The sequence below is a fragment of the Frondihabitans sp. GW821-FHT04F02 genome, assembly GCF_059420045.1.
In genome coordinates this window covers 746,289-772,933 of the sequence record NZ_JBWKSZ010000001.1, presented here as the reverse complement: position 1 = coordinate 772,933, position 26,645 = coordinate 746,289, and the positions used below count along the sequence as shown (strand labels likewise).

Annotated in this window: 29 protein-coding genes; 20 read left to right on the top strand and 9 right to left on the bottom strand. The window is 69.4% G+C overall.

Annotated features, from left to right (window positions below; genetic code table 11):
* Positions 1–44 precede the first annotated feature (44 nt).
* A complete protein-coding gene (gene treS / locus AC07TY_RS03630; protein ID WP_488626221.1) occupies positions 45–1,826 on the top strand; it encodes a maltose alpha-D-glucosyltransferase in 1,782 nt (593 codons plus the stop codon).
* Between the two features lie 28 nt (positions 1,827–1,854).
* Positions 1,855–2,580 carry a 3'-5' exonuclease gene (locus tag AC07TY_RS03625; protein WP_488626222.1) on the top strand — a complete coding sequence of 242 codons (726 nt, stop codon included), beginning with the start codon at positions 1,855–1,857 and terminating at the stop codon, positions 2,578–2,580.
* A 48-nt stretch (positions 2,581–2,628) separates the two neighbouring features.
* On the opposite strand, the gene AC07TY_RS03620 is transcribed toward AC07TY_RS03625, so the two are convergent.
* Positions 2,629–3,180, bottom strand: a complete 552-nt coding sequence (locus AC07TY_RS03620) for a helix-turn-helix domain-containing protein (RefSeq protein ID WP_494784351.1) — start codon at positions 3,178–3,180, stop codon at positions 2,629–2,631.
* Between the two features lie 76 nt (positions 3,181–3,256).
* On the opposite strand from AC07TY_RS03620, the gene AC07TY_RS03615 reads away from it, so the two are divergent.
* From AC07TY_RS03615 to AC07TY_RS03560, 12 genes are all read left to right on the top strand, one after another.
* Complete coding sequence (locus AC07TY_RS03615; RefSeq protein WP_494784350.1) at positions 3,257–4,618, top strand: NtaA/DmoA family FMN-dependent monooxygenase; 1,362 nt, start codon at positions 3,257–3,259, stop codon at positions 4,616–4,618.
* 97 nt (positions 4,619–4,715) lie between these two features.
* Positions 4,716–5,852, top strand: a complete 1,137-nt coding sequence (locus AC07TY_RS03610) for a DUF475 domain-containing protein (RefSeq protein WP_494784349.1) — start codon at positions 4,716–4,718, stop codon at positions 5,850–5,852.
* 73 nt (positions 5,853–5,925) lie between these two features.
* Positions 5,926–6,516 carry a TerD family protein gene (locus tag AC07TY_RS03605; RefSeq protein ID WP_494784348.1) on the top strand — a complete coding sequence of 197 codons (591 nt, stop codon included), beginning with the start codon at positions 5,926–5,928 and terminating at the stop codon, positions 6,514–6,516.
* Positions 6,517–6,547: 31 nt separating this feature from the next.
* Positions 6,548–7,129 (top strand): TerD family protein, encoded by a 582-nt coding sequence (locus tag AC07TY_RS03600; RefSeq protein WP_123504513.1) that lies wholly within the window; start codon positions 6,548–6,550, stop codon positions 7,127–7,129.
* An 84-nt stretch (positions 7,130–7,213) separates the two neighbouring features.
* On the top strand, positions 7,214–7,792 hold the full coding sequence (locus tag AC07TY_RS03595; RefSeq protein ID WP_123504514.1) for a TerD family protein: 579 nt from the start codon (positions 7,214–7,216) through the stop codon (positions 7,790–7,792).
* A gap of 41 nt (positions 7,793–7,833) precedes the next feature.
* Positions 7,834–9,066: a toxic anion resistance protein gene (locus AC07TY_RS03590; RefSeq protein WP_123504515.1), complete on the top strand. Its 1,233-nt coding sequence runs from the start codon at positions 7,834–7,836 to the stop codon at positions 9,064–9,066.
* 38 nt (positions 9,067–9,104) lie between these two features.
* Complete coding sequence (locus AC07TY_RS03585; RefSeq protein ID WP_123504516.1) at positions 9,105–9,626, top strand: hypothetical protein; 522 nt, start codon at positions 9,105–9,107, stop codon at positions 9,624–9,626.
* Entirely contained in the window at positions 9,626–10,177 is a 552-nt protein-coding gene (locus tag AC07TY_RS03580; protein ID WP_494784347.1) for a TerD family protein, read from the top strand. The genes AC07TY_RS03585 and AC07TY_RS03580 overlap by 1 nt, the downstream gene beginning before the upstream one ends.
* 304 nt (positions 10,178–10,481) lie before the next feature.
* Complete coding sequence (locus tag AC07TY_RS03575) at positions 10,482–10,964, top strand: hypothetical protein (RefSeq protein WP_494784346.1); 483 nt, start codon at positions 10,482–10,484, stop codon at positions 10,962–10,964.
* 9 nt (positions 10,965–10,973) lie between these two features.
* Entirely contained in the window at positions 10,974–12,137 is a 1,164-nt protein-coding gene (locus tag AC07TY_RS03570; RefSeq protein WP_494784345.1) for an HpcH/HpaI aldolase/citrate lyase family protein, read from the top strand.
* Positions 12,134–14,674 (top strand): phosphoribosyltransferase domain-containing protein, encoded by a 2,541-nt coding sequence (locus AC07TY_RS03565; protein WP_494784344.1) that lies wholly within the window; start codon positions 12,134–12,136, stop codon positions 14,672–14,674. The genes AC07TY_RS03570 and AC07TY_RS03565 overlap by 4 nt, the downstream gene beginning before the upstream one ends.
* The gene (locus tag AC07TY_RS03560; RefSeq protein WP_494784343.1) at positions 14,674–15,507 is read left to right on the top strand and encodes an HAD family hydrolase; all 834 of its coding nucleotides are present in this window, start codon (positions 14,674–14,676) and stop codon (positions 15,505–15,507) included. Before AC07TY_RS03565 ends, AC07TY_RS03560 begins: the two co-directional genes overlap by 1 nt.
* Positions 15,508–15,683: 176 nt before the next feature.
* Here the strand turns inward: AC07TY_RS03560 and AC07TY_RS03555 are convergent, their stop codons facing one another.
* The 4 genes from AC07TY_RS03555 to glgA form a co-directional block, all read right to left on the bottom strand.
* Entirely contained in the window at positions 15,684–15,935 is a 252-nt protein-coding gene (locus AC07TY_RS03555) for a type B 50S ribosomal protein L31 (RefSeq protein WP_123504521.1), read from the bottom strand.
* Between the two features lie 115 nt (positions 15,936–16,050).
* Entirely contained in the window at positions 16,051–16,503 is a 453-nt protein-coding gene (locus tag AC07TY_RS03550) for an SUKH-4 family immunity protein (protein ID WP_494784342.1), read from the bottom strand.
* Positions 16,504–17,286 (bottom strand): ABC transporter ATP-binding protein, encoded by a 783-nt coding sequence (locus tag AC07TY_RS03545; protein WP_494784341.1) that lies wholly within the window; start codon positions 17,284–17,286, stop codon positions 16,504–16,506.
* 39 nt (positions 17,287–17,325) lie between these two features.
* Positions 17,326–18,507 (bottom strand): glycogen synthase, encoded by a 1,182-nt coding sequence (gene glgA / locus AC07TY_RS03540; protein ID WP_123504524.1) that lies wholly within the window; start codon positions 18,505–18,507, stop codon positions 17,326–17,328.
* Between the two features lie 46 nt (positions 18,508–18,553).
* Here glgA and AC07TY_RS03535 point away from each other — a divergent pair, with 46 nt between their 5' ends.
* Complete coding sequence (locus AC07TY_RS03535; protein WP_494784340.1) at positions 18,554–19,795, top strand: glucose-1-phosphate adenylyltransferase; 1,242 nt, start codon at positions 18,554–18,556, stop codon at positions 19,793–19,795.
* A gap of 75 nt (positions 19,796–19,870) precedes the next feature.
* On the top strand, positions 19,871–20,509 hold the full coding sequence (gene serB / locus AC07TY_RS03530; protein WP_494784339.1) for a phosphoserine phosphatase SerB: 639 nt from the start codon (positions 19,871–19,873) through the stop codon (positions 20,507–20,509).
* Between the two features lie 87 nt (positions 20,510–20,596).
* Here serB and fabG read toward each other — a convergent pair whose 3' ends face one another.
* Entirely contained in the window at positions 20,597–21,307 is a 711-nt protein-coding gene (gene fabG / locus AC07TY_RS03525; RefSeq protein ID WP_488626235.1) for a 3-oxoacyl-ACP reductase FabG, read from the bottom strand.
* Between the two features lie 134 nt (positions 21,308–21,441).
* On the opposite strand from fabG, the gene AC07TY_RS03520 reads away from it, so the two are divergent.
* The 3 genes from AC07TY_RS03520 to AC07TY_RS03510 are packed head-to-tail and all read left to right on the top strand — an operon-like array spanning position 21,442 to position 22,957.
* On the top strand, positions 21,442–21,834 hold the full coding sequence (locus AC07TY_RS03520; protein ID WP_494784338.1) for a DUF3099 domain-containing protein: 393 nt from the start codon (positions 21,442–21,444) through the stop codon (positions 21,832–21,834).
* Complete coding sequence (locus AC07TY_RS03515) at positions 21,831–22,076, top strand: hypothetical protein (RefSeq protein ID WP_494784337.1); 246 nt, start codon at positions 21,831–21,833, stop codon at positions 22,074–22,076. The genes AC07TY_RS03520 and AC07TY_RS03515 overlap by 4 nt, the downstream gene beginning before the upstream one ends.
* Positions 22,073–22,957 (top strand): SURF1 family cytochrome oxidase biogenesis protein, encoded by an 885-nt coding sequence (locus AC07TY_RS03510; RefSeq protein WP_494784336.1) that lies wholly within the window; start codon positions 22,073–22,075, stop codon positions 22,955–22,957. The genes AC07TY_RS03515 and AC07TY_RS03510 overlap by 4 nt, the downstream gene beginning before the upstream one ends.
* A 115-nt stretch (positions 22,958–23,072) precedes the next feature.
* On the opposite strand, the gene AC07TY_RS03505 is transcribed toward AC07TY_RS03510, so the two are convergent.
* Positions 23,073–24,671, bottom strand: coding sequence for an ABC-F family ATP-binding cassette domain-containing protein (locus tag AC07TY_RS03505; protein ID WP_488626239.1), 1,599 nt, complete (start codon positions 24,669–24,671; stop codon positions 23,073–23,075).
* Positions 24,672–24,808: 137 nt separating this feature from the next.
* Here AC07TY_RS03505 and AC07TY_RS03500 point away from each other — a divergent pair, with 137 nt between their 5' ends.
* Positions 24,809–25,426 (top strand): biotin transporter BioY, encoded by a 618-nt coding sequence (locus AC07TY_RS03500; protein WP_494784335.1) that lies wholly within the window; start codon positions 24,809–24,811, stop codon positions 25,424–25,426.
* A gap of 91 nt (positions 25,427–25,517) precedes the next feature.
* Here AC07TY_RS03500 and AC07TY_RS03495 read toward each other — a convergent pair whose 3' ends face one another.
* Positions 25,518–25,850 (bottom strand): metal-sulfur cluster assembly factor, encoded by a 333-nt coding sequence (locus AC07TY_RS03495; RefSeq protein WP_123504540.1) that lies wholly within the window; start codon positions 25,848–25,850, stop codon positions 25,518–25,520.
* A 2-nt stretch (positions 25,851–25,852) separates the two neighbouring features.
* Positions 25,853–26,629, bottom strand: a complete 777-nt coding sequence (gene sufC, locus AC07TY_RS03490; RefSeq protein ID WP_494784334.1) for a Fe-S cluster assembly ATPase SufC — start codon at positions 26,627–26,629, stop codon at positions 25,853–25,855.
* Positions 26,630–26,645 lie beyond the last annotated feature (16 nt).

The window sequence follows — 26,645 nt, the reverse complement described above, 5'->3', positions numbered from 1 at the left end:
CCCACCTGCCGGGGCCCGCGCCGGCTAGCGATCGAAGGAGAACGGTGAGCTTCACTGCCCCCATCCAGACGCCCGGACTCACCCTCGACCCGCAGTGGTATCGGCGGAGCGTGTTCTACGAGGTCATGGTCCGCTCGTTCGTCGACAGCAACGGCGACGGGGCGGGCGACATCGCCGGGCTCTCGTCGCGGCTCGACTACCTGCAGTGGCTCGGCATCGACTGCCTCTGGATGCCGCCGTTCTTCCAGTCGCCCCTGCGCGACGGCGGCTACGACATCTCGGACTACAAGGCGATCCTCCCCGAGTTCGGAACCCTCGACGAGTTCCGCGACCTCGTCACCAAGGCCCACGAGCGCAACATGCGCATCGTCATCGACATGGTGATCAACCACACGTCCGACCAGCACGAGTGGTTCAAGCAGTCGCGCGAAGACCCCGACGGCCCGTACGGCGACTTCTACACGTGGAGCGACACCGACGAGAAGTACGAGAACATCCGCATCATCTTCGTCGACACCGAGGAGAGCAACTGGACGTTCGACCCCGTGCGCCGTCAGTTCTTCTTCCACCGGTTCTTCTCGCACCAGCCCGACCTCAACTTCGAGAACCCGAAGGTGCACGAGGCCGTCTACGACGTGATCCGGCACTGGCTCGATCTCGGCGTCGACGGGATCCGCCTGGACGCGATCCCGTACCTCTACCAGTCCGACGACGGCAACGGCGAGGGCGAGCCCGCGACCCACGAGTTCGTCAAGAGGCTCCGCACGATGGTCGATGAGGAGTACCCCGGCCGCATCATGATCGCCGAGGCCAACCAGTGGCCCCGCGAGGTGGCGGCGTTCTTCGGCACCGACGACGAGCCCGAGTGCCACATGGCGTTCGACTTCCCGGTCATGCCGCGCATCTTCTACTCGCTGCGCTCGCAGGACGCCGGCGAGCTCAAGCGGATCCTGTCCGAGACGACCGACGTTCCCGAGAGCGCGGGGTGGGGGGTGTTCCTCCGCAACCACGACGAGCTCACGCTCGAGATGGTCAGCGAGGAGTATCGCCAGGCCATGTACGGCTGGTACGCCTACGACCCGCGGATGCGATCGAACATCGGCATCCGCCGGCGCCTGGCGCCGCTTCTCGACAACTCGCGCGCCGAGCTGGAGCTCGCCCACGCGCTCCTCTTCGCCCTGAAGGGCTCGCCGTTCCTGTATTACGGCGACGAGATCGGCATGGGCGACAACATCTGGCTCAACGACCGCGACGCGTCGCGCACGCCGATGCAGTGGACGCCCGACCGCAACGCCGGCTTCTCGACGGCCGACCCGGGCAAGCTGTACCTGCCGGTCGTCCAGTCGCTCGTGTACAACTACTCGCTGGTGAACGTCGAGAGCCAGCTGGCTCAGTCGCGCTCCCTGCTGCACTGGATCCGCAACGTCATCCACGTGCGCAAGGCCCATCCCACGTTCGGGCTCGGCACCATGGAGGTGCTCGGCACGAACCACGGGTCGACTCTCGCCTTCGTCCGCTCGTACCAGGGGTCGGGCACCGACTTCGGCGACGCCGCCGAGGAGGTGCTGTGCGTGTTCTCGTTCGCGCACAACCCGGTGTCCGTCACCGTCTCCGCTCCCGAGCTGGCCGGCCGCACCCTCACCGACCTGTTCGCGGGCGGGGCGTTCCCGAGCTTCGACGCGGAGGGCAACGTCACCCTGACGCTCGGCACGCAGGCCTTCTTCTGGCTGCACGTCGGGCCGGCACCCGTTCCCGCGCTGCCGCCGTCGTCGATCCCGGTGTCGTCGACCTCGGAGCCCACGACCCCGGTCGCCCCTGGCGAGTGATGTCGGCGGCCTCTCGTAGGCTGTCCGTGTGAGTGAAGCTGCAGTCGGCCCCGTCCCCGTCCGCTGGTGGGACGGCCTCGGCGTGTTCGACCTCGAGACCACGGGTATCGACGTCGAGACCGCCCGCATCGTGACCGCGCACGTCGGCATCATCGACTCCACGGGCGAGTCCATCGCCCATGGCGAGTGGATCGCCGACCCCGGTGTCGAGATCCCCGAGCAGGCCGCAGCCGTGCACGGCGTCACCACCGAGCGCGCCCGGGCCGAGGGGCGGCCTGCCGTCGAGGTCGTGGCCGAGATCATCGCCGCCCTGCGCGCCGTCTTCGAGCGAGGCGTGCCGCTCGTCATCTACAACGCCCCCTACGACCTCACCGTGCTCGACCGCGAGGCCAAGCGCCACGGCCTCGAGCCGCTGGCCGACGCGCTCGCCGCGGGCGCCTGCGTCATCGACCCGCTCGTCATCGACAAGGCCGTCGACAGGTACCGCAAGGGCAAGCGGACGCTCGAGGCTGCCGCCGCGTACTACGACGTCGTCCTCACCGACGCCCACGACGCCGGAGCCGATGCGATCGCCGCCGGCCGCGTCGCTCAGGCGATGGCTCGCCGCCACCTCGACACGCTCGACGTCCCCGCCCCCGACCTCCACACGCTCCAGGTGGGCTGGTGCGCCGACCAGGCAGCGAGCTTCCAGGAGTACATGCGGCGCAAAGACCCGACGTTCACCGCGTCGGGCGACTGGCCTGCGCGGCCGTAGCGCACGTCCGGCCCTGCGCGGCCGTAGCGTACGTCCGGCCCTGCGCCGTCAGCCTTTCCCGCCGCTGACGAGCAGCACGCGTGTCATGGCGGGCTCGTCGTCGGGCACCCGCCAGGCGTGCGGCGCGGTCGCCTCGTGCCAGAAGGACTCCCCCGCGACGAGGCGCACCGGCGCGTCCTCGCCGACGGTGACGTCGAGCGTCCCCTCGATCACGTGAACGACGTCCTCGCCCTCGTGCGCGTACGCCGGCTCGTCGACGTGCCCCGGGGCGAGTTCGAAGAGATACGACTCGAGGGCGGAGCCGGGCCCGCCGGCGATGAGCCGGGCCGACCCCGTCGAGCCTTCGCTCGCGGGGAGGTGCAGCGGCGCGTGGCGCGGGTAGGTGCCGGGCAGCAGATCGGAGGGCTGCACCTCGAGCGCCGAGGCCAGCGCGTACAGGGTCGGCACGCTCGGGTAGATCCGAGCGTTCTCGACATTCGACAGGAACGGCTGCGACACCCCGGCGCGCCCGGCGAGCTCGCGCATGCTCCAACCGCGCCGGGTCCGCTCGGCGCGGACGGCCTGGCCGATCTCGGCCTGCAGCTCGTCGGGAGTTCCCATGCCTCGACCGTAGCGCCTCGCCGGTCGAATGTGATAACTCTTTGTTATCAAACCGCACGACCCGGCAGGAGCCCCCGTGACCAAGCAGATCTTCCTCGGCGCCTTCGAGGAGCTGACCCCCAACTTCATCAGCAACGCCTGGCACCACGAGAAGGGCGACACGAGCGGCTTCGCCACGCTCGAGTACTGGCAGGAGATGGCGCGAGAGCTGGACGCGGCCGGCTTCGACTTCCTGTTCTTCGCCGAGGCGATCGGCTACCCGATGAGCGGGGACGACGTGCCGGAGGTCGTGATCCGCGAGGCGGTCCAGTTTCCCGTCCACGATCCCATGACCATCGTGTCCGGACTCGCGGCCACCGTCGACCGGCTGGGCTTCGTCGTCACTGCGTCGACGACGGCGCAGCAGCCGTACCTCAACGCCCGCGCCTTCACGACGCTCGATCACCTCACGAAGGGGCGCGTGGCGTGGAACGTCGTCACGAGCGACAACCAGGTCGGGCTGGTCAAGCTGCTGGGCCAGCGGGAGGTGACCCCTCATGACGAGAGGTACCGTCGGGCCACGGAGTTCCTGGATCTCTCTTTCAAGCTCTGGGAGGGGGCCTGGGAGGACGACGCGATCGTGAACGATAAGGCCACGCGGACCTTCGCCGATCCCGCCAAGGTGCACCGGATCAGGCACGACGGCGAGTACTTCCACCTCGACGGCTACTACCCGGCGACCCCGTCGGTGCAGCGGACCCCGCTCCTGCTCCAGGCGGGCACCTCGTCGGCCGGGCGCGCCTTCGCTGGCCGCTTCGCCGAGTGCGTGTTCATCCAGGACCGCGACATCGACCAGGCCGCGGCGACGGTGCGCGACCTCCGGGCCCGCGCCGTCGCGAACGGCCGCTCGGCCGACTCGGTCCGCATCATGGACGCCGTCTCGATCGTCGTCGCCGACACCGAGGAGGAGGCCCTCGCGGCTCGCGCCTCGCTCGACTCGACGCCCTCGCGAGAGGCGGCCGCGGCGCTCTTCATGGGCTGGAGCGGCGTCGACCTGATGAAGTTCGACCTCGACCAGACGCTCGCCGAGGTCACGACCGAGGTCGGCCAGTCGATGCTGGGCATGTTCCAGCGCGGCGACGAGAGCCCGACGGTGGCCGAGATCCTCGACCGCATCACCACGTCGATCGGCGGCCCGCGCCTGACCGGCACGCCGGAGCAGATCGCCGACGAGATGCAGCGCTTCGTCGAGGTGGCCGACGTCGACGGCTTCCTGATCGAGTACACCTACGGCGGCATGGACACCTACCGGGACTTCATCGACACGGTCATGCCCGTGCTCCGACAGCGAGGGCTCCTTCCCGAGACCCCGCGCGGCGGCACGATGCGCGACCGCCTGCTCGCTGCCGGCGACCGGCTTCCCGACAGCCACCCGGGGGCGACTCACCGGCACCGTTGAACCGACTCCACAGCACCGCACAGGAAGGCATCTGTAATATCGATGCACGGGGCGACAGCCGTCCCGTGCATCGACAGACCTGGGGGGCTTCGCAGCCTTGTTCTTGAAGACGTTCGGGTGGTCCATGGTGATCACCGTCATCGCCCTCGGCATCGCACTCGCCTACGGTGGCCCTGCCGGTCTCGCCGTCGCCGCCATCCTGGGCGTCCTGGAGATCAGCCTCAGCTTCGACAACGCGGTCGTGAACGCTCGCATCCTCGAGAGGATGAGCCCGTTCTGGCAGCGCATCTTCCTGACGGTCGGCATCCTCATCGCCGTCCTCGGCATGCGGATCCTGTTCCCGCTGATCATCGTGTCGGTGACATCGGGCCTCAACCCGGTCGAGGCCGTTCAGCTCGCGCTCGAGAAGGGCCCGATCGACACACCCGGCACCTACGCGTACATCCTCCACGACGCGCACCCGCAGATCGCGGCGTTCGGCGGCATCTTCCTGCTGATGATCTTCCTCGACTTCATGTTCGAAGAGCGCGAGATCCGCTGGATCGGCTTCCTCGAGAAGCCCCTGGCGAAGATCGGCAGCATCAACGCCGCCTCCGTCATCGTCGGCCTCGCGGCCCTCGTGCTCGCGTCGCTCGCCGCCGGCGACAAGCAGACGATCGTGCTGATAGCGGGCATCGCGGGAATGATCCTGTACTTCCTGGTCAACGGCCTCGGCGACCTCTTCGATGTCGGCGACGACGACGTCGAAGAGGAGAACGGCGAGGGCGAGCTCGACGCCGAGTCGATCGAGAGGCGCGCCGGTCGCGTCGGCGGCGGCAACCGGGAGCTCGGCAAGGTCGTCGGCAAGGCCGCGTTCCTGCTCTTCCTCTACCTCGAGGTCATCGACGCCTCGTTCTCGTTCGACGGCGTCATCGGCGCGTTCGCCATCACCTCCGACCCGATCATCATCGCGCTCGGCCTCGGCCTCATCGGCGCGATCTTCGTCCGGTCGCTGACGGTGTTCCTGGTCCGCCAGGGCACTCTCGACGAGTTCGTCTACCTCGACCACGGCGCGCACTGGGCGATCGGCGCGCTGTCCGTGATCCTGCTCGTCACCATCACGACCGAGGTGAGCGAGGTCGTGACCGGGCTCGTGGGCGTGCTCTTCATCCTGGCCGCCTTCATCACCTCCATCATGCGCAACCGCCGCATCGCGGCAGAGGCGCCGACGATCCCCGAGTCGGTCTCCGCCTGACGCGGCGAACCGACGGCATCACGCTGCACCGAAGCATCGAAACCGAACCACCGAAATCAAAGGAGATCCACCCATGGGCCTGAGCCTCTCCAAAGGACAGACGCTGTCGCTGACCAAGAACGACGGCGGCGCGCTGAGCAAGGTCCGCATGGGCCTCGGCTGGGACAGCGCCGCGCCGGTGAAGCGCGGCCTCTTCGGTCGCGGCAAGGCGGCTGAGGTCGACCTCGACGCCTCGGCGATCTTCTTCGACGCCCAGGGCCAGCTCCTCGACAAGGTCTGGTTCAAGCAGCTCTCCAGCAAGGACGGCTCGGCGAAGCACACCGGCGACAACCTGACCGGCGCCGGCGATGGAGACGACGAGGTCATCCTCGTCGACTTGTCCGCCGTCTCTCCCGCCGTCGCGCAGATCGTGTTCGTGATCTCGAGCTACAGCGGCCAGACCTTCGATCAGGTCGAGAACGCCTTCTGCCGCCTCGTCGACGACTCCACCGCCGGCACCCCCGAGGTCGCCCGGTACGAGCTGACCGACGCCGGAACGCACACCGCCATGATCATGGCGAAGGTGTCGCGCGAGGGTTCCGGCTGGGCGTTCACGGCCATCGGCAACCGCGCTACCGGCCGTTCGGTGCTCGACCTCGTCGATCCGGCCGCCCAGGCACTCTAAACCTCACCCGCACACGTAGAAAGGCAACACGATGGCAAGCCTGTCTCTGACCAAGGGCAACAACCTCTCGCTCACGAAGGCCGACCCCGGCCTCACCCGCGCGATGGTCGGTCTTGGCTGGGATCCCCGGACGACCAGCGGCACCGACTTCGACCTGGACGCGTCGGCGCTCCTGATCGGCGCGAACGGCAAGGTGCGGTCGAACGACGACTTCATCTTCTACAACCAGCTGCAGACGCCGAACGGCTCGGTCGTGCATCAGGGCGACAACCGCACCGGCGAGGGTGACGGCGACGACGAGCAGATCCTCATCGACCTCAGCCTGGTCGAGGCCGATGTGCAGCGCATCGTGATCACCGTCACCATCGATCAGGGCGACGTGCGCGGCCAGAACTTCGGCCAGGTGCGCGACGCGTTCTGCCGCGTCGTCAACGAGGACACCGGCTCCGAGATCGTCCGCTACGACCTCAGCGAAGACGCCGCTGCCGAGACCGCCATGATCTTCTCCGAGATCTACCGCAATGGCGCGGAGTGGAAGTTCAGGGCCGTGGGCCAGGGTTACGTGACCGGGCTGCGCGGAATCGCCACCGACTTCGGCATCGTCCTCGACTGACGACCCGCTCCACCCGACCCCGTACGACCCGACACCCGATCCCCGACCCGACACCCGATCCCCGACACGACTCAGGAGCATCCCATGGCAGGACTCACCCTCGAAAAGGGCAACAACCTCTCCCTCACCAAGACCAGCCCCGGCCTCACCATCGCGACCGTCGGCCTGGGCTGGGACCCCCGCACCACCTCGGGCGAGGCGTTCGACCTCGACGCGTCGGCGCTCCTCGTCAGCGCCTCCGGGAAGGTCCGCTCGTCGGCCGACTTCATCTTCTACAACCAGAAGCAGTCGGCGAACGGCTCGGTCGTCCACCTCGGCGACAACCGCACCGGTGACGGCGACGGCGACGACGAGCAGATCTCCGTCGATCTTCGCAGCGTCGAGTCCGACGTCGAGCGCGTCGTCATCGCCGTGTCGATCGACAAGGCCGACGAGCGCCGTCAGAACTTCGGCCAGGTCCGCGCGGCGTACTGCCGCGTCGTCGACCAGGACGGCACCGAGATCGTCCGCTTCGACCTCAGCGAGGACGCCGCGCCCGAGACCGCCATGGTCTTCGCCGAGGTGTACCGCAACGGCGAAGAATGGAAGTTCAAGGCCGTCGGCCAGGGCTACACCACCGGCCTCGCCGGCATCGCCGGCGACTTCGGCGTCTCCTTCGGCTGATAGCGCATAGCCCACCACCACCCTTTCTGCGAGGATCAAGCATGGCCACTCCCCTGACTCCCCCCGACTCGTCCGACCAGGGCGCCGACCTCGTCCTGCGCGCTCCCGACGCGCCCGAGATCGTGCAGGCCGACGACGCCCCCGGCATGGTGCCGGTCCCCGCGGACCGCCAGGCCGAGATCCAGCGCCAGGCTCGGGAGTTCGTCGACGAGGTCTCCTCGCTCGACGCTCGCAGCCCGGAGTTCACGACGAAGGTCGAGGGCATCTCGGCCATCGCCGGCACGGAGATGTCGACCTCGAGCAACTTCTCGTCGCGCATGCTCGAGCGCAGCTCCACGTCGGTGGCCGGGGCGAAGCGCGGCGGCAACAGCTCGCAGGTCAAGGTGGCGAGCACGCTCGGCCAGCTCCGGTCGACGGTCGAAGACCTCACGCCGAACCAGGCCGACCTGGGCGTCGGGCGCAAGATCCTGGGGTTCATCCCAGGCGGCAACAAGCTGGCCAAGTACTTCCAGAAGTACGAGTCGGCGCAGACGCAGCTCGACGCGATCATCAAGTCGCTGATGTCGGGTCAGGACGAGCTTCTGAAAGACAACGCGTCGCTCGCGGGTGAGAAGGTACAGCTGTGGGAGACCATGCAGCAGCTCAGCGAGTACGCCGTCTTCGCGAAGGCGCTCGATGCGGCGACCGTCGAGAAGATCGACCAGCTGCGTTCGTCGGGCAAGATCGACGAGGCGTCGAAGCTGGAGTCCGACGTGCTGTTCGCCGTCCGCCAGCGTCACCAGGACATCCTGACGCAGCTCGCGGTCTCGGTGCAGGGCTATCTGGCGATGGACCTCATCCGCAAGAACAACGTCGAGCTGATCAAGGGCGTCGACCGGGCGCGTACCACCACCATCGCGGCGCTCCGCACGGCCGTCATCGTCGCTCAGGCCCTCGCCAACCAGAAGATGGTGCTCGATCAGATCGACGCCATCAACACGACGACGAACAACATGATCCTGCAGACCAGCGAGATGCTGCGCGATCAGACCACTCGCATCCACGAGCAGGCGGCGAGCTCCGGCGTCAGCGTCGAGACCCTGCAGAAGGCGTTCGACAACGTCTTCGCCACCATGGACTCGATCGACACGTTCCGCGCCCAGGCGGCGAAGAACATGGAGGGCACCGTCCAGGCGCTCGAGACCGGCATCCAGAAGGCGCGCCCCTACCTCGAGCGCAGCCGTCAGAGCGAAGGAACCGAGCAGAGCACTCAGAGCGCCATCGGCCGCTCCTGACCTGCTCCTCCCCCTCCTCCAGAAAGAAGTCACCGCCGATGCGCCGATTCGTCGAGTCCATCTTCGGTCGCCCCGCGGTGCCCGTCGACGATGCGAGGCCGCCCGCGGCCGTCGAGTCCGAGGCCGAGCAGACGGCTCGAGCCCTGGACGAGTTCCGGGTCTTCGTCCGACGCTCGGGGCGCGACCTGCCGACGCTCGTCTCATCGCAGCTCGGTCAGATCGACGACCTCCTCCATGTCGTGGTGCAGGCCGCTGTCGCGGAGGACGCATCGACCGAGCAGCGCTACCTGCTCGACGCCATGGTCCGCGACTACCTGCCGACGCCCGTGCGCGGCTACCTGAGCCTCCCGGAGGCCGACCGCCAGCAGTCCACGCGCGCGACCGGAATCCTCGTCGACCAGCTCCGGCTGCTCGAGGAGACCATCCGCGACCTCCTCAACCAGATCCGCACGCACGCCATCGCCGAGCTGTCGACGCACGGGCGCTTCCTCGCCTCAAAGTTCGACGAGGTGTCTCCCGAGCTGACCCTCCAGCGTCCGGCAGACGCGGGGACGGTCTGATGGCAGGCATCGTCGCCGGCGGCAACGCCTCTCTCACCGCCGAGAACCCCGGCCTGAATCAGGTGCTCGTCGGGCTCGGCTGGGACGTCATCCCGTCGCGCGGCCCGCAGTCCGAGATCGCCCCGATGGCGCTCCTCGTCGGATCCGACGGCAAGGCGCTGTCGAACGAGCACCTCGTCTACTTCAACCAGATCCAGTCGCAGGATGCATCGGTGGCCTTCATCGGCGGCGACGACGACGAGCAGATCGACGTCGACCTGATCTCCGTGCCGGCCACGGTGTCGCGCATCGTCTTCATCGTCTACGTCGACCCCGACGTGCGCGGCCCGGGCACCTTCTCGGCCGTCCGCTCGGCTCACATCCGCGTGGCGAGGCCCGACGGCTCCGAGCTCGTGCGCTTCGACCTGAACAGCATCGAGAACCGCTCGATCAACGCGATGATCTTCGGCGAGCTCTACCGCCATCGCGACGAATGGAAGTTCCGCGCCCTCGGCCAGGGCTACACGACCGGGCTGAAGGGCGTCGCCGACGACTTCGCCGTGACGGTCTGACGGCGGCCGTCGTATGCCCGTCGTCCGCACAGACCTGCCGTTCTTGAAGCGGAGGGTCCCACCTCGCTCGGCTTCGACGAGCGCTCCCGCGGGCCCCCCTGCCGTCCGGCCCGTGTCCGCGCCGTCTGCCGGCCTCTCGCTCGCGCCGACAGCCCCGACGCCGCCCGCCCCGACGCCAACAGCACCGACGCCGCCCGTCCCGACGCCGAAAGCCTCGCCGCCGCCCGCCCAGCCGGCCGCGCCCGCCCGCGGCCCGCTGCGGACACCCGCTCCCGCCCCCGGCGCCCGCCTCTTCCCTGCCCCGATGCCGGCGCGCCTCGCCGAGCTCGACGCCGAGAACCCCGTCGTCCGCCTCGACGTGCTGCGCTCCTCGATCGGAAGCCTCCTCGTCGACGGCGTCGAGACGGCCGTGTGGGAGTCCGTCACCGGAGTGTCGGGCTCAGAGACCCCGGCCGGCGATGTGGTCGGCACCGTCGTTGCGACGTCGGGCAACCGGCCGCTCGTCGGGTTCGACGGCCGACTGGCCGTGGTCACGCTGCGGCACGTGCGCGAGCTGCGACGCGCCCTCTTCGTCGGGGCACCCGCGGGAAGCCTGGGCGTCCGACTCTTCGACGGGACGACGATCACCGCGACCGGCGACGGGCCGGGCCCCGTCGTCGTGCTGGTCCTCGTGATCGACGGCCTGGTCGAGATCCGGGTGGCGACGGCGGCCGCGTCGCCAGAAGTTCACGCGGAGTTCGGCTTCGAACTGACACGCCGCTTCGACTTTCACAGCGGCAATGGTTGAGAATCAGGGATGCGCCATTTCGCCTTCCTGAGCGACGACGACAGGACCCGCCTCTTCCACACACCGCCGGTCGACCTTCACCACTCCTCCGATCCGAGACTGCTGGCCACCGCGCTGGGCGCGACGCTGTACACGCCGGGCGATCGTCCCGGGCTCGCCGCGTCGGTGATCAAGCAGTCGAAGAAGGGCGCCGTCAGCATGGTGCTGTGCCTGGAGGACAGCATCGCCGACTCGGCCGTTCCCGCCGCCGAAGACAACGTCGCCTCGACGCTGGTCGAGCTGCACGGCTGCGGCGAGCTCCCGCTGCTGTTCGTCCGCGTCCGCACGCCCGAGCAGATCCTGCTGCTGGCCGAGCGCGCGGGTGCGGCGCTGAGCGTCCTGGCAGGCTTCGTCGTGCCCAAATTCCGCAACGACGACGGCTACGGCCAGCGGTTCTTCGATGCGCTCCACGAGGTGACGGACCGCGGGCTCGTCCCCGACCACCGGCTGCGGCTCATGCCGATCCTCGAATCCCCCGCGATGATCCACGCCGAGACGCGCACGCAGGTGCTCTCCGAGATCGCCCGCGTGCTCCTCGCCAACCGCGACGACGTCCTGGCCGTCCGCATCGGCACGACCGATCTGTCCAGCGTCTTCGGGCTCCGTCGTGGCCGAGACCTGACGATCTACGACGTCCAGGTGGTGGCCGCGGTCATCGGCGACATCGTCAACGTGCTCGGTCGCGGCTCCGACGGCTTCGTGATCACGGGGCCGGTGTGGGAGCACTACGCCGACACCGAGCGCCTCCTCCGTCCGCAGCTGCGCCTCACGCCGTTCACGGAGGCCAACGAGGAAGCTCTCCGCCGCGAGCTGCTCGTCCGCAACTTCGACGGCCTCCTCCGTGAGATCACGCTCGACCACGCCAACGGCCTCCTCGGCAAGACGGTGATCCACCCGACCCACGTCGCGCTCGTCCACGCGCTGAGCGTCATCAGCCACGAGGAGTACCTCGATGCCACGGCGATCACCCAGCCCGGGGCCGGCGGTGTTGCCGCGTCCCCGTCGCGCAACAAGATGAACGAGATGAAGCCGCACCAGATGTGGGCCGAGAAGACCCTTCAGCGCGCCGACGCGTTCGGCGTGGCCGCTGCCGACGCGACCTTCGTCGACTTCCTCGAAGTGAGCATGCTGTGACCGCCGCTGCCGGCGCCCCGAGCGTCGACCCCGTCTGGACGGGCGGCTGGGTCGCCGACCGCCTCGGAGCCCGCATCGAGTCCGACCCCGTCCGCAGCCTGGTCCCGGTCGAAGCGCTCGTCGGGCTGGCGCTCCGCCGCAATCCTCGCCGCGCTCACCTGCTCGTCTCGACGGTCCTGGCGAAGCACGTGCCGACGCCGCCCCTGCTCGTCGAGTCGGCGGGAGCGCTGCTCGGCGTGCTGGTCGCCGACCGGTTGGAGGGGCGCGACGCCGCCGCTCGGGCCGGGCTGGCACGCGACCTGGCCGACGAGCTCAGGGGCGCAGGAACCGACCTCCGGAGCCTCCGTGACCGTCTGCACCGCCTCGAGTTCCTGCACCCCGCCGTGACCACTCTGGGCTATGCCGAGACCGCCACCGGCCTCGGGCGGCTCGTGGCCGACCAGCTGGGCGCCTACTACCTGCACTCGACCCGCCGCGCCGTGCCCGGTCTTGAGCCGGTGGCCGGTTTCGAGGAGGAGCACTCCCACGCCACGGGCCACCGCCTCGTGCCGAGCGCCGCCGACTGGCTGAAGCCGCGGGGCACGGTCGTGCTCGTCGACGACGAGCTCAGCACCGGCACCACTGCAATCAACACCGTGCGCGCCCTCCACGCGCTCGAGCCGCAGTCGCGCTACGTCGTGGCGGCTCTCGTCGACCTGCGCGGCGACGCCGACCGCGCCCGCTTCGACGCCCTGGCCGCGGAGCTCGGGGTCGCCGTCGACGTCGTCTCGCTCGGCGCCGGCTCGATCCACCTGCCGGAGGGGTTCGCTGCCGCAGCCTCCGAGCACTTCGGCGACGTCGCCCCGGCAGCGACGCCCCGCGCACTCGCGGATGTCGCGCGTGTCAGCATCTCGGCGAGCGTGCCGTCGGACCGCGCGGGCTCCCCCGCGGCCCTCCGTGTCGCGCCGTCGCGGGATGCCGCTGCCTCGCTCGCCGCGCGGCTCGCCGAGCTGCCCGCCGCGCGCACTCTCGTGCTCGCCACCGAGGAGAACATGGCGTTCCCTGTCCAGGTCGCAGCCGCTCTCGATCAGCTCCAGCCTGGTGTGCTGCTCTCGTCGACCACCCGGTCTCCGATCGCGCCGGTGGACGACCCGCAGTACGCCATCCGCTCGGCAGCCCGCTTCGCGTCGCACGACCGCACCATCGACGGGCCGGGCCCGCGCTTCGCGTACAACCTGACCGCTGGCGGGGAGCGCTTCGACAGGATCGTCCTGATGCCCGAGCCCGGCACGACCCTGGATGCGCTGTCGCGGCAGGGCGGCCCGCTCGAAGCTCTGAGAGCCCTCGCCGACGAGGTCGTCGTGGCGACCGTGGAAGGCGACACCGTGAACGAGTCGATGCCCCTCGAGCCCCTCCGCGGCCCCGCGTTCGGCTCGTACGAGCCCGACGAGGTCGGCTGGCTGCTGCAGGACCTCGGCGGCGTCGCGCTCGAGGCCCCCGCCGCCGACCGCGAGGCGGCCATCCAATCCGGTCGGGCGCACTACGCGGAGTCGCTGCCGCAGGAGTACGTGCCGAGCGACGACTACCAGCGGCTCTACGCCGAGGCTCTCGATCGCTCGGCGGCGCGTGTCGCCCTCGCCGTCGGAGTCGCGGCCGAGCTGGTCATGGACGGGCGCGAGCGGCCACCGGTGCTCGTGTCGCTGGCACGAGCCGGCACGCCCATCGGGATCCTGATGCTGCGCTGGATCGCGCGGACGCACGGCGCCGATTCGCCTGACGGTGCTCCCTTCCACTACACGATGAGCATCGTGCGCGGCGTCGGCATCGACACGACCGCCCTCGCCTGGCTGGCCGAGCGCCACGACCCCGCCGACGTCGTCTTCGTCGACGGCTGGACCGGCAAGGGCGCCATTGCCCGCGAGCTCACCGCCGCGCTCGACCAGCACGCGGCCGATACCGGAGTCCGCTTCTCGGACGATCTCGTCGTTCTGGCCGACCCCGGCCACTGCGTCCGCACCTTCGGCACGCGCGACGACTACCTGATCCCGTCGGCCTGCCTGAACTCGACCGTGTCGGGCCTCGTCTCACGGACGGTCTACAGCGAGAAGCTCATCGCCCCCGGGGAGTTCCACGGCGCGAAGTTCTACTCCGAGCTGGCCGGAAGCGACGTGTCGCGCGCCTTCCTCGACGCGGTCGAGTCGCATTTCGAGTCCGTGCGCGCCGACGCCGAGGCGGCCGCCGCCGAGCTGGTCTCGACCGACCGCACCCCGACGTGGGAGGGCTGGGCCGCCGTCGAGCGGCTGCAGCGCGAGTACGGCCTCGACGACGTCAACCTCGTGAAGCCCGGCGTCGGGGAGACCACCCGGGTGCTGCTGCGCCGAGTGCCCTGGAAGATCCTCGTGCGACCCGATGCCCTCAGCGACGTCGCGCACGTGCTCCTCCTGGCGCGCCAGCGCGGCGTCGACGTCGTGGAGGTCGACGATCTGCCCTACAGCTGCGTCGGGCTGATCAAGCCGCTGGCCGATGGCGAGCAGGACGCCGCGCAGGGCAGCGTCTGATGCCCGCGATCGTCGCCTCCGACCTCGACCGCACGCTGATCTACTCGGCCGGAGCCCTGATGCTCGACGGCACGGACGCCGAGGCACCGCTGCTGACGGTGGCCGAGGTGTACAACGGTGCGCCTCTGTCGTACCTGACACGGGACGCCGAAGACGGCTTGGAGCGGCTGGCGGAGCGCGGTGTCTTCGTCCCGGTCACCACGCGCACGGTGGCTCAGTACCGCCGGGTGCGGCTCCCCCGTGCCCGCCACGACTGGGCGGTCACGACGAACGGCGGCGTCATCCTGCACCGCGGCGAGCCCGATGCCGACTGGACGGCGACCGTCGCGGCTCGCCTCGATCACGCCTGCGCCCCGCTGGCTGAGATCGAGTCGCTCGTTCCGCGACCTGGCGACCACCCCGCGTTCCTGCGCCTGAACCGTGCCGAAGAGCTCTTCGTCTACGCGATCGTCGATCGCGCGAACCTGCCTGCCGACGAGCTCTCCGCACTGACCGACGCGTGCGAGGCCCGCGGCTGGACCGTCTCGCTTCAGGGCCGCAAGCTGTACCTGGTGCCGTCGCCGCTGACGAAGAGCGCCGCAATCGCGGAGATCGCCGCGCGCACCGGGGCCGATCGGGTCGTGGCCGCGGGCGACTCGCTGCTCGACCTCGACCTGCTGCGCTACGCTGACGCGGCGATCCGGCCGGCGCACGGCGAGCTGCACGACGCCGGGATCACGCTCCCGCACCTCGAGGTCACCGCCGCCCGCGGCGTGATGGCCGGCCAGGAGATCGTCGAGCGGCTCGTCGCAGCGGTCGACGCTCCCGTCGTGGCCGCGCCCGTCGCTCCGTAGCCTCGCCGCGCCACCGCCGCGCCACGATCGGGACTCCGCACCGCCTCGTGCGGTGGCGCCGAGTCCCGATCGTGGTGCCCGGGCCGCCGCGCGCCTCCGGAAACGCCGAAGGGCGCCGCACACCGAGTGTGCGACGCCCTTCGAGGCGAGCCTGCGCTCCGCCGAAGTTCTTCCTGTTACTTGCTGCCGAAGTTCTTGAAGCGCTGGTTGAACTTCTCGACGCGACCGGCCGAGTCGAGGATGCGCTGCTTGCCCGTGTAGAACGGGTGCGAAGCCGACGAGATCTCGACGTCGATGACGGGGTACGTGACGCCATCGATCTCGATCGTCTTGTCGCTGGTCGCGGTGGAGCGCGTGAGGAACGTCTCGCCCGAGGCGAGGTCGCGGAACACGATGGGGTTGTACGCGGGGTGGGTATCGGTCTTCATGGCTGTTCCTCAAAGGTCTGTGGTCGGACTGGTTTTTGCCAGCCCCGGAATGTCGGCCGAATGCACGGCGCAAACAGCTGTCAACGATACCAGATGGGCGGGGCTCGCCGCGCTGCTAGTCGAACTCGGGGCGGCGCAGGATCCGCGCCCACCAGGTGCCCTCGGCGACCGCGGGCGGATCCTGCGCCCCGAGGGCCTGGTGCAGGGTCGCAAGGCGCTCGGGCCCGGCGATCGGCGCGGCTGCGACGGGGTCGGCAAGGGTCTCGCCGCGGTGGAGGGCGGCGAGCCGGGCCCGCGCCTCATCGACGGTCATCTTCGCCGGCACGGCCGGGCGGTCGCCGAGGTAGAACACGCGGAACGCCTCGAGAAAGCCCTCGAGTGAGGCGATCGACGAGTTGACGAACCGGGGGTTGGCCCCGCTGGGGTCGACGATGTGCACGGTGCCATCAGCGTCGCGCACGATCAGCTCGGCGTCGGGACTCCAGACGTGGCCGATGCGGCCGCTCTGAGCTCGGTCGCGGTCGTCGGCCTCGTAGAGCTCGATCCCGAACCGGGCATCGGAGATCACCTAGCGCGCGCGAGCGGTGAAGCGCCCGTCGCTCTCGGTCACCGCGAGGTCGAGGCCGAACGTGTCGCTCAGGGCGGTGCCCGTGACGACCTCCTCGAGGGGACCGGAGGCGACGATCCGGCCCTGGGCGAGCAGGAGCGCGTGGGTGAAGCCCTGAGGGATCTCTTCGACGTGGTGGGTCACCATGATGATGGCGGGCGAGCCCTTGCTCGAGGCGTAGCCGCCGAGCATGCGCAGGAGCTCTTCGCGGGCGCCGAGGTCGAGCGACGCGGCCGGCTCGTCGAGCAGGAGCAGCTCGGGGTCGGTCATCACCGAGCGGGCGATCTGCACGCGCTTCTGCTCGCCGTCGGAGAGGCCGCCGAACGTGCGGTCGGCGAGGTGGCCGAGCTTCCACTCGTCGAGGACCCTCTGCGCGCGACGGACGTCGACGTTCTCGTACTCCTCGTTCCAGCGGCCGGTCACCGAGTAGGCCGCGGTCAGGACGACGTCGAGGACAGTCTCTTTCGGCGGGATGCGGCGCGCCAGCGTGGTCGAGGCGAAGCCGATCCGGGGGCGCAGGTCGAACAGGTCGCTCTTGCCGAGGTCTTCGCCGAGAATCTCGGCCGACCCCGAGGAGGGGTGCGTCTGCGCTGCGGCGATCTGCAGGATGGTGGTCTTGCCGGCGCCGTTGGGGCCGAGCACCACCCAGCGCTCGTCGGAGTCGACGGTCCAGGAGACGGAGTCGACGACCGGCGAGCCATCCCGGACGACGGACACATCGGTGAGCTGCAGAACGGTGGGCATGGCTAGAACTCTAGGCCACGGAGGTGGGAGGAGGCGGCGCTACGCGAGCGAGTTGTAGACCTTCACGGTCTCTTCGGCGATCGACGACCAGCTGAACTCCGACTCGGCCCGCAGGCGGCCCGCGCGGCCCATGAGCCTCGCCATTCCGGGGTCCGAGAGGGCGTGGGTCAGGGTGGCCGCGAGGTCGCCGACGAACCTGTCGGCGTCGAGCGGCGTGCCGGTGCCATCGGTGGCCTGGTCGATCGGCACGAGCCAGCCGGTCAGCTGGTCGGCGACGACCTCCGGGATGCCGCCGGTCGCCGTGCCCACGACCGGGACGCCGCAGGCCATCGCCTCGAGGTTCACGATGCCGAGAGGCTCGTAGATCGACGGGCAGACGAAGACCGTCGCGGCCGAGAGCACGGCGCAGAGCTGGTCGCGAGGCAGGATCTTCTCGATCCAGACCACGCCCGTGCGAGTCTGCTGGAGCTCTTCGACCAGGCCGGTGACCTCGCGCATGATCTCAGGGGTGTCAGGGGCCCCGGCACACAGGATCAGCTGCACGTCGGCGGGCAGCGACGCGGCGGCTCGCAGGAGGTACGGGAGGCCCTTCTGGCGGGTGATGCGGCCGACGAACACGACCGCGGGCCGGTCGGGGTCGATGCCGAGCGAGCGCACGAGCTCGGGCTCGTCGAGGCGGCGCCAGCCCTCGAGGTCGATGCCGTTGTAGACGACGCTGACCTTCGACTCGTCGACCTGCGGGTAGGAGCGGAGGATGTCGCGGCGCATGCCGTCGCTCACCGCGATGATGTGGTCGGCCGACTCGTAGGCCTGGCGCTCGATCCAGCTCGACACGCGGTAGCCGCCGCCGAGCTGCTCGGCCTTCCACGGCCGGAGCGGCTCGAGAGAGTGCGCGGTGAGCACGTGCGGCACGTCGTGGAGGAGCTGCGCGAGCTGGCCGGCGGCATTGGCGTACCAGGTGTGCGAGTGGACGACGTCGGCGCCGGCCACGTCGTCGGCGATCGAGACGTCGACGCCGAGGGTTTTGAGGGCTCCGTTGCGCCCGGCGAGCTCAGGCAGGTCGGGATAGCCCGTCGTGCCGTCCTCGGCGATCGTCTCCCCGAAGGCACGGACGCGAACGTCGATGGACTCCCGGAGCGCCTTGACGAGCTCCGTCACGTGGACGCCGGCACCGCCGTAGACGTTCGGAGGGTATTCCTTGGTGATCACATCGACTCGCACGGGTTCACCGTAGTCGTCCGGACGCGAAACGTGCCATTCTGGCCCCATGGCATCAAAGAAGATCTTCGGCATCGTCCTCGCCGGCGGAGAGGGCAAGCGACTCATGCCCCTCACGGCCGACCGTGCGAAGCCCGCAGTCCCCTTCGGCGGCAACTACCGCCTCGTCGACTTCGCGCTCTCCAATCTCATCAACTCGGGGCTGCGGCAGATCGTGGTCCTGACGCAGTACAAATCGCACAGCCTCGACCGGCACGTGTCGCAGACCTGGAGCATCGAGGGCCTCCTCGGCGCCTACGTCGCCTCGGTGCCCGCGCAGCAGCGCCTCGGCAAGCGCTGGTTCGCAGGCAGCGCCGACGCGATCCTGCAGAGCCTCAACCTGCTCCGCGACGAGAAGCCCGACATCGTCGTCGTAGTCGGCGCCGACCACGTGTACCGGATGGACTTCGAGCAGATGGTCGAGGCGCACATCGCCTCCGGCAAGAGCGCCACCGTCGCGGCCATCCGCCAGCCGATCTCGCTCGCAGACCAGTTCGGCGTCATCCAGACGAACGCCGACGACGTGACCCTGATCGACGCGTTCCTGGAGAAGCCCAAGAACCCCGTCGGGCTCGCCGACTCGCCCGACGAGGTCCTCGCCTCGATGGGCAACTACGTCTTCAACGCCGACGCGCTCATCGACGCCGTCCTCCGCGACGGCGAGAACGCCGAGTCCGACCACGACATGGGCGGCGACATCATCCCCGACTTCGTGTCGCGCGGAGACGCCGCCGTGTACGACCTCAACCGCAACGAGGTCCCGGGCTCGACCGAGCGCGACCGCTACTACTGGCGCGACGTCGGGACCATCGACTCGTTCTACGACGCGCACCGCGACCTCATCGCAGCGCTGCCGGTGTTCAACCTGTACAACACCGACTGGCCGATCTTCAGCCAGCAGCTCAACTCGCCGCCGGCCAAGTTCGGGCGCGACGAGCACGGCAACCCGGGCTCGGTCATCGAGTCGATCGTCTCGCTCGGCACGCTGGCCGTCGGCTCGCACATCGAGCGCAGCGTGGTCGGCCCCTGGAACACCCTCGACTCCGGCTCCCGTGTCGTCGACTCGGTGCTGTTCGACCGGATCTACGTCGGCAAGAACTCCATCGTGAACCGCGCCATCCTCGACAAGGACGTCGTGATCGTCGATGGAGCGCACGTGGGTCTCGACGCCGAGGCCGACCGGGCTCGCGGCTTCACCGTGACCCCGTCGGGCATCACCGTCGTCGGCAAGGGCGTCCGAGTAGAGCAGTAGGGCGCGTACGGTCTCGTGCTGTCCGAAGCTCGATCGTCCGCGTAACGGGGGGCGGCGCGCCGATACGATACGTGCGTGCCACGATTCCTGCTCGTCCTCGACGTCGACTCCACGCTCATCGAGAACGAGGTGATCGAGCTCCTGGCCGACGCCGCGGGCAGCCACGACCGGGTCCGCGAGATCACCGAGCGCGCGATGGCGGGCGAGATCGACTTCGCCGAGAGTCTGCGCGAGCGCGTCGCCACCCTCGAGGGGCTGCCCGAGTCGTGCTTCGACGATGCCCGGGCCCGAGTGCGCGTGACCGACGGCGTCGCCGAGATGATCGCCGGAGTCCACGCGGCCGACGGACTCGTCGGCGTGGTCTCGGGCGGGTTCCACGAGATCCTCGACCCTCTGGCGCAGGAACTCGGCCTCGACCACTGGCGAGCCAACCGCCTCGGGGCCCGTGACGGCCGCCTCACCGGGCTTCTCGACGGACCGGTCGTCGACGCCGCTGCGAAGGCGTCCGCCCTCGCCCAGTGGGCCTCTGCCGCCGGAATCCCGCTGGCCCGCACCGTCGCCGTCGGCGACGGCGCCAACGACCTCGAGATGATGCGCGAGGCGGGGCTCAGCGTCGCCTTCGACGCGAAGCCCCGCGTGCGCGCTCAGGCCGACGTGGCGATGCCGCACCGAGACCTGTCGCAGGTACTGGCCCTGCTCGGCCTGAAGGGCTGACCCCACCCTTGCCGAACGCGACGGGCGCAGCATTGCTGGCGCGGCCGACGCGGTCTGTCAGCGTGCCGCAGACGGCGCGAGACGATGTCAGTGGCCCATGCCGAGGCCGCCGTCGACGGGAATGACCGCGCCGCTGATGTAGCCGGCGTGGTCGCCGGCGAGGAACGACACGGCGCCGGTGATGTCGTCGACCGAGCCGAAGCGGGCGAGCGGGATGCTGCGGCGGTACTCCTGCTGCTGGGCCTCGGGGAGCACGGCCGTCATATCGGTCTCGACGAAGCCCGGGGCGACGACGTTGGTCGTGATGCCGCGGGCGCCGAGCTCGCGGGTGAGCGAGCGGGCGAAGCCGACGAGACCTGACTTCGACGCGGCGTAGTTGACCTGGCCCGCACTGCCGTAGAGGCCCACGACGCTCGAGATGAGGATGATCCGGCCGAAACGGGCCTTGAGCATCCCCTTCGAGGCACGCTTCACGACCCGGAAGGTGCCGCCCAGGTTCGTGTCGATCACGCTGGTGAAGTCGTCTTCCGACATGCGCATGAGAAGGGTGTCCCTGGTGATGCCGGCATTGGCGACCACGACCTCGACCGGGCCGAGCTCGGCCTCGACGGCGGTGAACGCGGCGTCGATCGAGACAGCGTCGGTCATCTCGGCCTGCACGGTCATCGTACCCTCCGGTCCGGAGCCCGAGCGGGCTGTGACGGCCACGCGGTGGCCGTCGGCGGCGAACTGCTGGGCGATGGCGTAGCCGATGCCGCGGTTGCCGCCGGTGACGAGGACTGTGCGGGGCGTGGTCATGAGGAACTCCGTCTCTGTGTGATTGCTTGACGCCGAGCCTCCCAAGGCCCGGACGACCCGGACAAGCCTAGTGTTCATGGAGCACCGCCCGAGAATCGGCGGATGCTCCGCCCCCGACCCGAGCCCGTGAGGGAATGAAGATCAGAACGAAGAAGACCTCCGCGAACGCGATTACCTCGCTTCCGCCGTCGCCCTACGACGAGCGCCGCGGTCGGATGATTCGGTACTCGCTTGCCATGCTCGTGCGTCTCGTCTGCATCATCGTCGCCTTCCTGGTCCCCGGCTGGTGGGCTCTTGCTCCGGCGATCGGCGCCATCGTGCTGCCCTACGTCGCGGTGGTCCTGGCCAACGTCGGAGCCGAGGGACAGCGCGGCGACGTCCAGCGCCCCGGCGGCGTGGAGCTGTACCGGCCTCAGCAGGCCGACGCTCCCGGCTACGGTCCGACGCCCGACGCGTTCCCCTATGATCGGTCGACCGACCAGCCGTCCGCGCGAGACGCTCCGTCGGGCGACGACCGCCTCTCGTGATCATCGGCTCGGCGGGGCCGTCGGCTCCCCAGTGCTCCCGTGCGGGGTGCCGAGTCGACGCGACTCGCGCCGTCCACTGGCGCAACCCCAGGATCCACGGCATCGACCGGGTGAAGGTCTGGGCGGCCTGCGACGAGCACGTAGACTTTCTCGCAGAATTCCTGCGGTCGCGCGACTTCCCGGTCATCGTCACCGCCCTGGGCGAGACCGTCGACTCGGTCGGAGTGGAGACGACCTCGTGAAGGAGTGGCGCTTCGCCTTCTCACGCAAGTGGGTCGGCTACTTCGCCGTCGCGGTCGTGTTCGCCATCGTCTGCGCGTTCCTGTCGCACTGGCAGTGGGAGCGTCGCGGTGAGAACCTCGCCCTGCAGCACACGCTCCAGGCCAACTACGACGCCGAGCCCGTGCCGCTGGCCGACGTGCTGACGAACCTCGACTCGTACTCGTCGGCCGACGAGTTCAAGCCGGTCACGGTGACCGGCTCGTACCTCGCCGACGACTTCTTCCTCGCCCGCGACCGCAGCTACAACGGCTACCCCGGATTCGAGGTGCTCGTGCCGCTCGAGACCTCGACCGGCGAGGTCTTCGTGATCGACCGCGGCTGGGTGCCCACGGGCAACACGCACGACTACCCCGACTCCATCCCTGCTCCCCCGTCGGGCACCGTCACGGTCGTCGCGCGCCTCGCGGCCACCGAGGCCGACGTTCCCGGCCGCACGGACATCCCGAAGACCAACGAGCTCGCGGTGATCAAGCCGTCGACCATCGGCAAGAGACTCGGACTCCCGACCTACACGGCGGCGTTCGGGCAGCTCAAGACAGAGACGCCCGCCGCCTCGACCCTGCCGAAGCTCGCCCAGAAGCCGTCGGTCGACTACGGCCTCAATCTGTCGTATGCGATCCAGTGGGTCATGTTCGCCCTCGCCGCGTTCGGCTTCTTCATCTACGTCATCCGCCAGGAGTACGACGCGCGGAACTCCGACGAGGAGGACCAGCGCTGGCTCGACGAGGAGCGCGAGCGCAAGCGCCTCAAACGCGGGCCCGACGACGCCGAGATCGAAGACGCGCACCTCGACGAGGTCGGGTGGGAGGAGTCGACGCCCGGAGCCGGCATCAGCCGGTAGTCGGGCGGTGGGCTCGGAGTTCCTGCGCCCGCGGTTTCGGGCCGTGAGATGGCCGTGCCTGTCGTCTCACGGGGGTGAGGTCGACAGGCACGGCCATCTCGCGGGCCCGAAGGCGCTACGCCAGAGTGATCAGATCCGAGTAGTCGGGGGTCCAGTGGTCCTCGGTGCCCTCGGGCATGATCAGCACGCGCTCGGGGTTGAGCGCCTCGACCGCGCCCTCGTCGTGGCTCACGAGCACGACGGCGCCCTCGTAGTTGTTGAGCGCATCGAGGATCTCGAGGCGCGAGGCCGGGTCGAGGTTGTTGGTGGGCTCGTCGAGCAGCAGCACGTTGGCGCCCGAGACGACGATCATGGCCAGCGCCAGACGCGTCTTCTCGCCGCCCGACAGCACGCCGGCGGGCTTGGCCGAGTCGTCGCCTGTGAACAGGAACGAGCCGAGCACGCGACGCGCCTCCATCTCGGTGATGTTCGGCGACGACGACACCATGTTCTCGAGCACGCTGCGCTTCACGTCGATCGTCTCGTGCTCCTGCGCGTAGTAGCCGACACGCAGGCCGTGGCCGGGCTCGAGCTGGCCGGTGTCGGGCTCGTCGACGCCCGCGAGGATGCGGAGCAGGGTCGTCTTGCCGGCGCCGTTGAGGCCCAGGATGACCACCTTCGAGCCGCGGTCGATCGCGAGGTCGACAGCCGTGAAGATCTCGAGCGAGCCGTAGCTCTTCGACAGGTTCGTCGCCATGAGGGGCGTGCGGCCGCAGGCGGCCGGCGTCGGGAACCGCAGCTTGGCGACCCGGTCGACGGCGCGCACCTCGTCGAGGCCGGCGAGCAGCTTCTCGGCGCGAGCGACCATCTGGTGGGCGGCAGCGGCCTTCGACGCCTTCGCACCGAAGCGGGCGGCCTGCTTCTGCAGCTGGCCGGCCTGCTTCTCGGCGGTGGCGCGCTCTTTCTTGCGGCGCTCCTCGTCGGAGGCGCGCTGACGCTGGTAGTGCTTCCAGCCCATGTTGTAGATGTCGATCTGCTGGCGGTTCGCGTCGAGGTAGAAGACGCGGTTGACGACCTCGTCGACGAGCTCGATATCGTGCGAGATCACGATGACCCCGCCCTGGTACGTCTTGAGGTACTCGCGCAGCCAGACGACGGAGTCGGCGTCGAGGTGGTTGGTCGGCTCGTCGAGGATCATCGTCTCAGCGGCCGAGAACAGGATGCGCGCGAGCTCGATGCGCCGGCGCTGACCACCCGAGAGGGTCGAGAGGGGCTGGTCGAGGATGCGGTCGGGCAGACTCAGGTTGCTGGCGATCGACGCGGCCTCCGCTTCGGCGGCGTACCCGCCGAGCGCGTTGAAGCGGTCGTCGAGGTCGCCGTATCGCTTCATCGCCTTCTCGGCGACGGCCGGGTCGTCGCTGCCCATGTCGAGACTCGCCTGCTGGATCCCGAGCAGGATCTGCCCGAGGCCGCGCGCATCCAGGATCCGGGTGCGGGCGAGGTCTTCGGGGTTGCCGCTGCGGGGATCCTGCGGCAGGTAGCCGATCTCGCCGTTCGACTCGATCGAGCCGCCCGTCGGGAGCGTCTCGCCCGCAAGGGTCTTGGTCATGGTGGTCTTGCCGGCGCCGTTGCGGCCGACCAGGCCGATCTTGTCGCCCTTGTCGACCCGGAAGGTCACGCCCTCCATGAGGAGGCGGGCGCCTACGCGAATCTCGAGGTCGTGCACGGAGAGCACAGCAAAAGTCCAATCATCTGAGGAGGTGTCCACAACGCCGCCCGCCGGTGGGCCGCCCCTAGGATGAAAGGGATCAGCGTGGAACCGTGTCTCGGTGCCAGTGGCGCCGATCAACCTACCCATTCTAGGAGATCTGCATGACGAACACCGCCGCCGCGACCACGAGGCCCGTCCTCGCCGACCGTTTCGTGTCTCGCAGCCTCGCCACCGACGCCGCGCTCGTGCTCGGCGGCGTCGCCCTCACCGGCCTGCTGGCCCAGATCGAGATCCCTCTCTGGCCCGTTCCGATCACCGGTCAGACCCTCGCCGTCATGCTCGTCGGCGCCACCCTCGGCCTCCGCCGCGGTGCCCTCTCGCTCGCGCTCTACGCGCTGATCGGCCTCATCGGAGCGCCGATCTTCGCCGGTCACGCCGGCGGCGTCTCGAGCCTCCAGCTGCCGAGCTTCGGCTTCATCATCGGCTTCATCCCCGCGGCCGCCCTGGTCGGCTGGCTCTCCGAGCGCAACTGGGACCGCCACGTGGTCCGCTCGCTCGCCGCCTTCCTCGGGGCCAGCCTGATCCCGTTCGCGTTCGGCCTCCCCTACCTCGGCTTCGCGCTGGCGAACCTCGGCTACCCGCACTCCGTCGCCGACGTCCTCGCGGCCGGCTTCACGCCGTTCATCGTCGGCGGCCTCGTCAAGTGGCTCATCGCGGCCGGCAGCCTCCCGCTGCTGTGGCGTGCGGTGCGCGCGATCGACCAGCGCCGCTCGAACTAGCACTGGTCGACGAAGGGCCCCCGCCACATGGCGGGGGCCCTTCGTCGTTGGGGCACAGCAACTGCTCAGTCGCAGGAGCCAGCCCGGCGTCTCAGATCGAGAAGCCGATGGCGCGCATCATGTCGCGGCCGTCGTCGGTGATCCGCTCGGGACCCCACGGCGGCATCCACACCCAGTTGATGCGGAACGCCTCCACGACGCCGTCGAGGGCGTTGGCGGTCTCGGATTCGATCACGTCGGTGAGGGGGCAGCCGGCACTGGTCAGGGTCATGCTGATGATCAGCGCGTTCTCGACCTCGTCGTCCAGGGCGAGGTCGTAGATGAGGCCGAGGTCGACCACGTTGACGCCCAGCTCGGGGTCCATGACCTCCTTCAGGGCCTCTTCGACCTGATCGAACTTCTCGGGCGCGAGTGCGACGGGCATGATCAGGCTCCCGCGGCGGCTGCAGCGGCTGCCGTGACGTAGCGGTCGTAGCCCTCGTTCTCGAGCTGGTCGGCCAGCTCGGGGCCGCCCTGCTCTGCGACGTGGCCGTCGACGAAGACGTGCACGAAGTCGGGCTTGATGTAGCGGAGGATGCGCGTGTAGTGCGTGATCATCAGGATGCCGAGGTCGGTCGCCGCGTGCGCACGGTTGACGCCCTCGGAGACGATCTTGAGCGCGTCGACGTCGAGGCCGGAATCGGTCTCGTCGAGGATCGCGAACTTCGGCTTGAGGAGCTCGAGCTGCATGATCTCGTGGCGCTTCTTCTCGCCACCCGAGAAGCCCTCGTTGACGTTGCGCTCGGCGAACGAGGAGTCCATCTTCAGGTCGCTCATGTGCTGGCGGAGGTCTTTGACCCACGTGCGGAGTGCGGGAGCCTCGCCGTCGAGGGCGGTCTTGGCCGTGCGGAGGAAGTTCGCGACCGTGACGCCGGGGATCTCGACCGGGTACTGCATCGCCAGGAAGAGGCCGGCCTTGGCGCGCTCGTCGACCGTCATGTCGAGGACCTCGACGCCGTCGAGCGTGATGGAGCCGCCGTCGACCTTGTAGCGAGGGTGTCCCGCGATCGTGTAAGCGAGAGTGGACTTGCCGGAGCCGTTCGGGCCCATGACGGCGTGGATCTCACCCTTGTTGATGGTGAGGTCGACACCCTTGAGGATGGGCTTGTTGCCCTGCTCGGTGTCGATCGAGACCTGGAGGTCGCGGATTTCGAGGGTTGACATGCGATTCCTTTGAGTG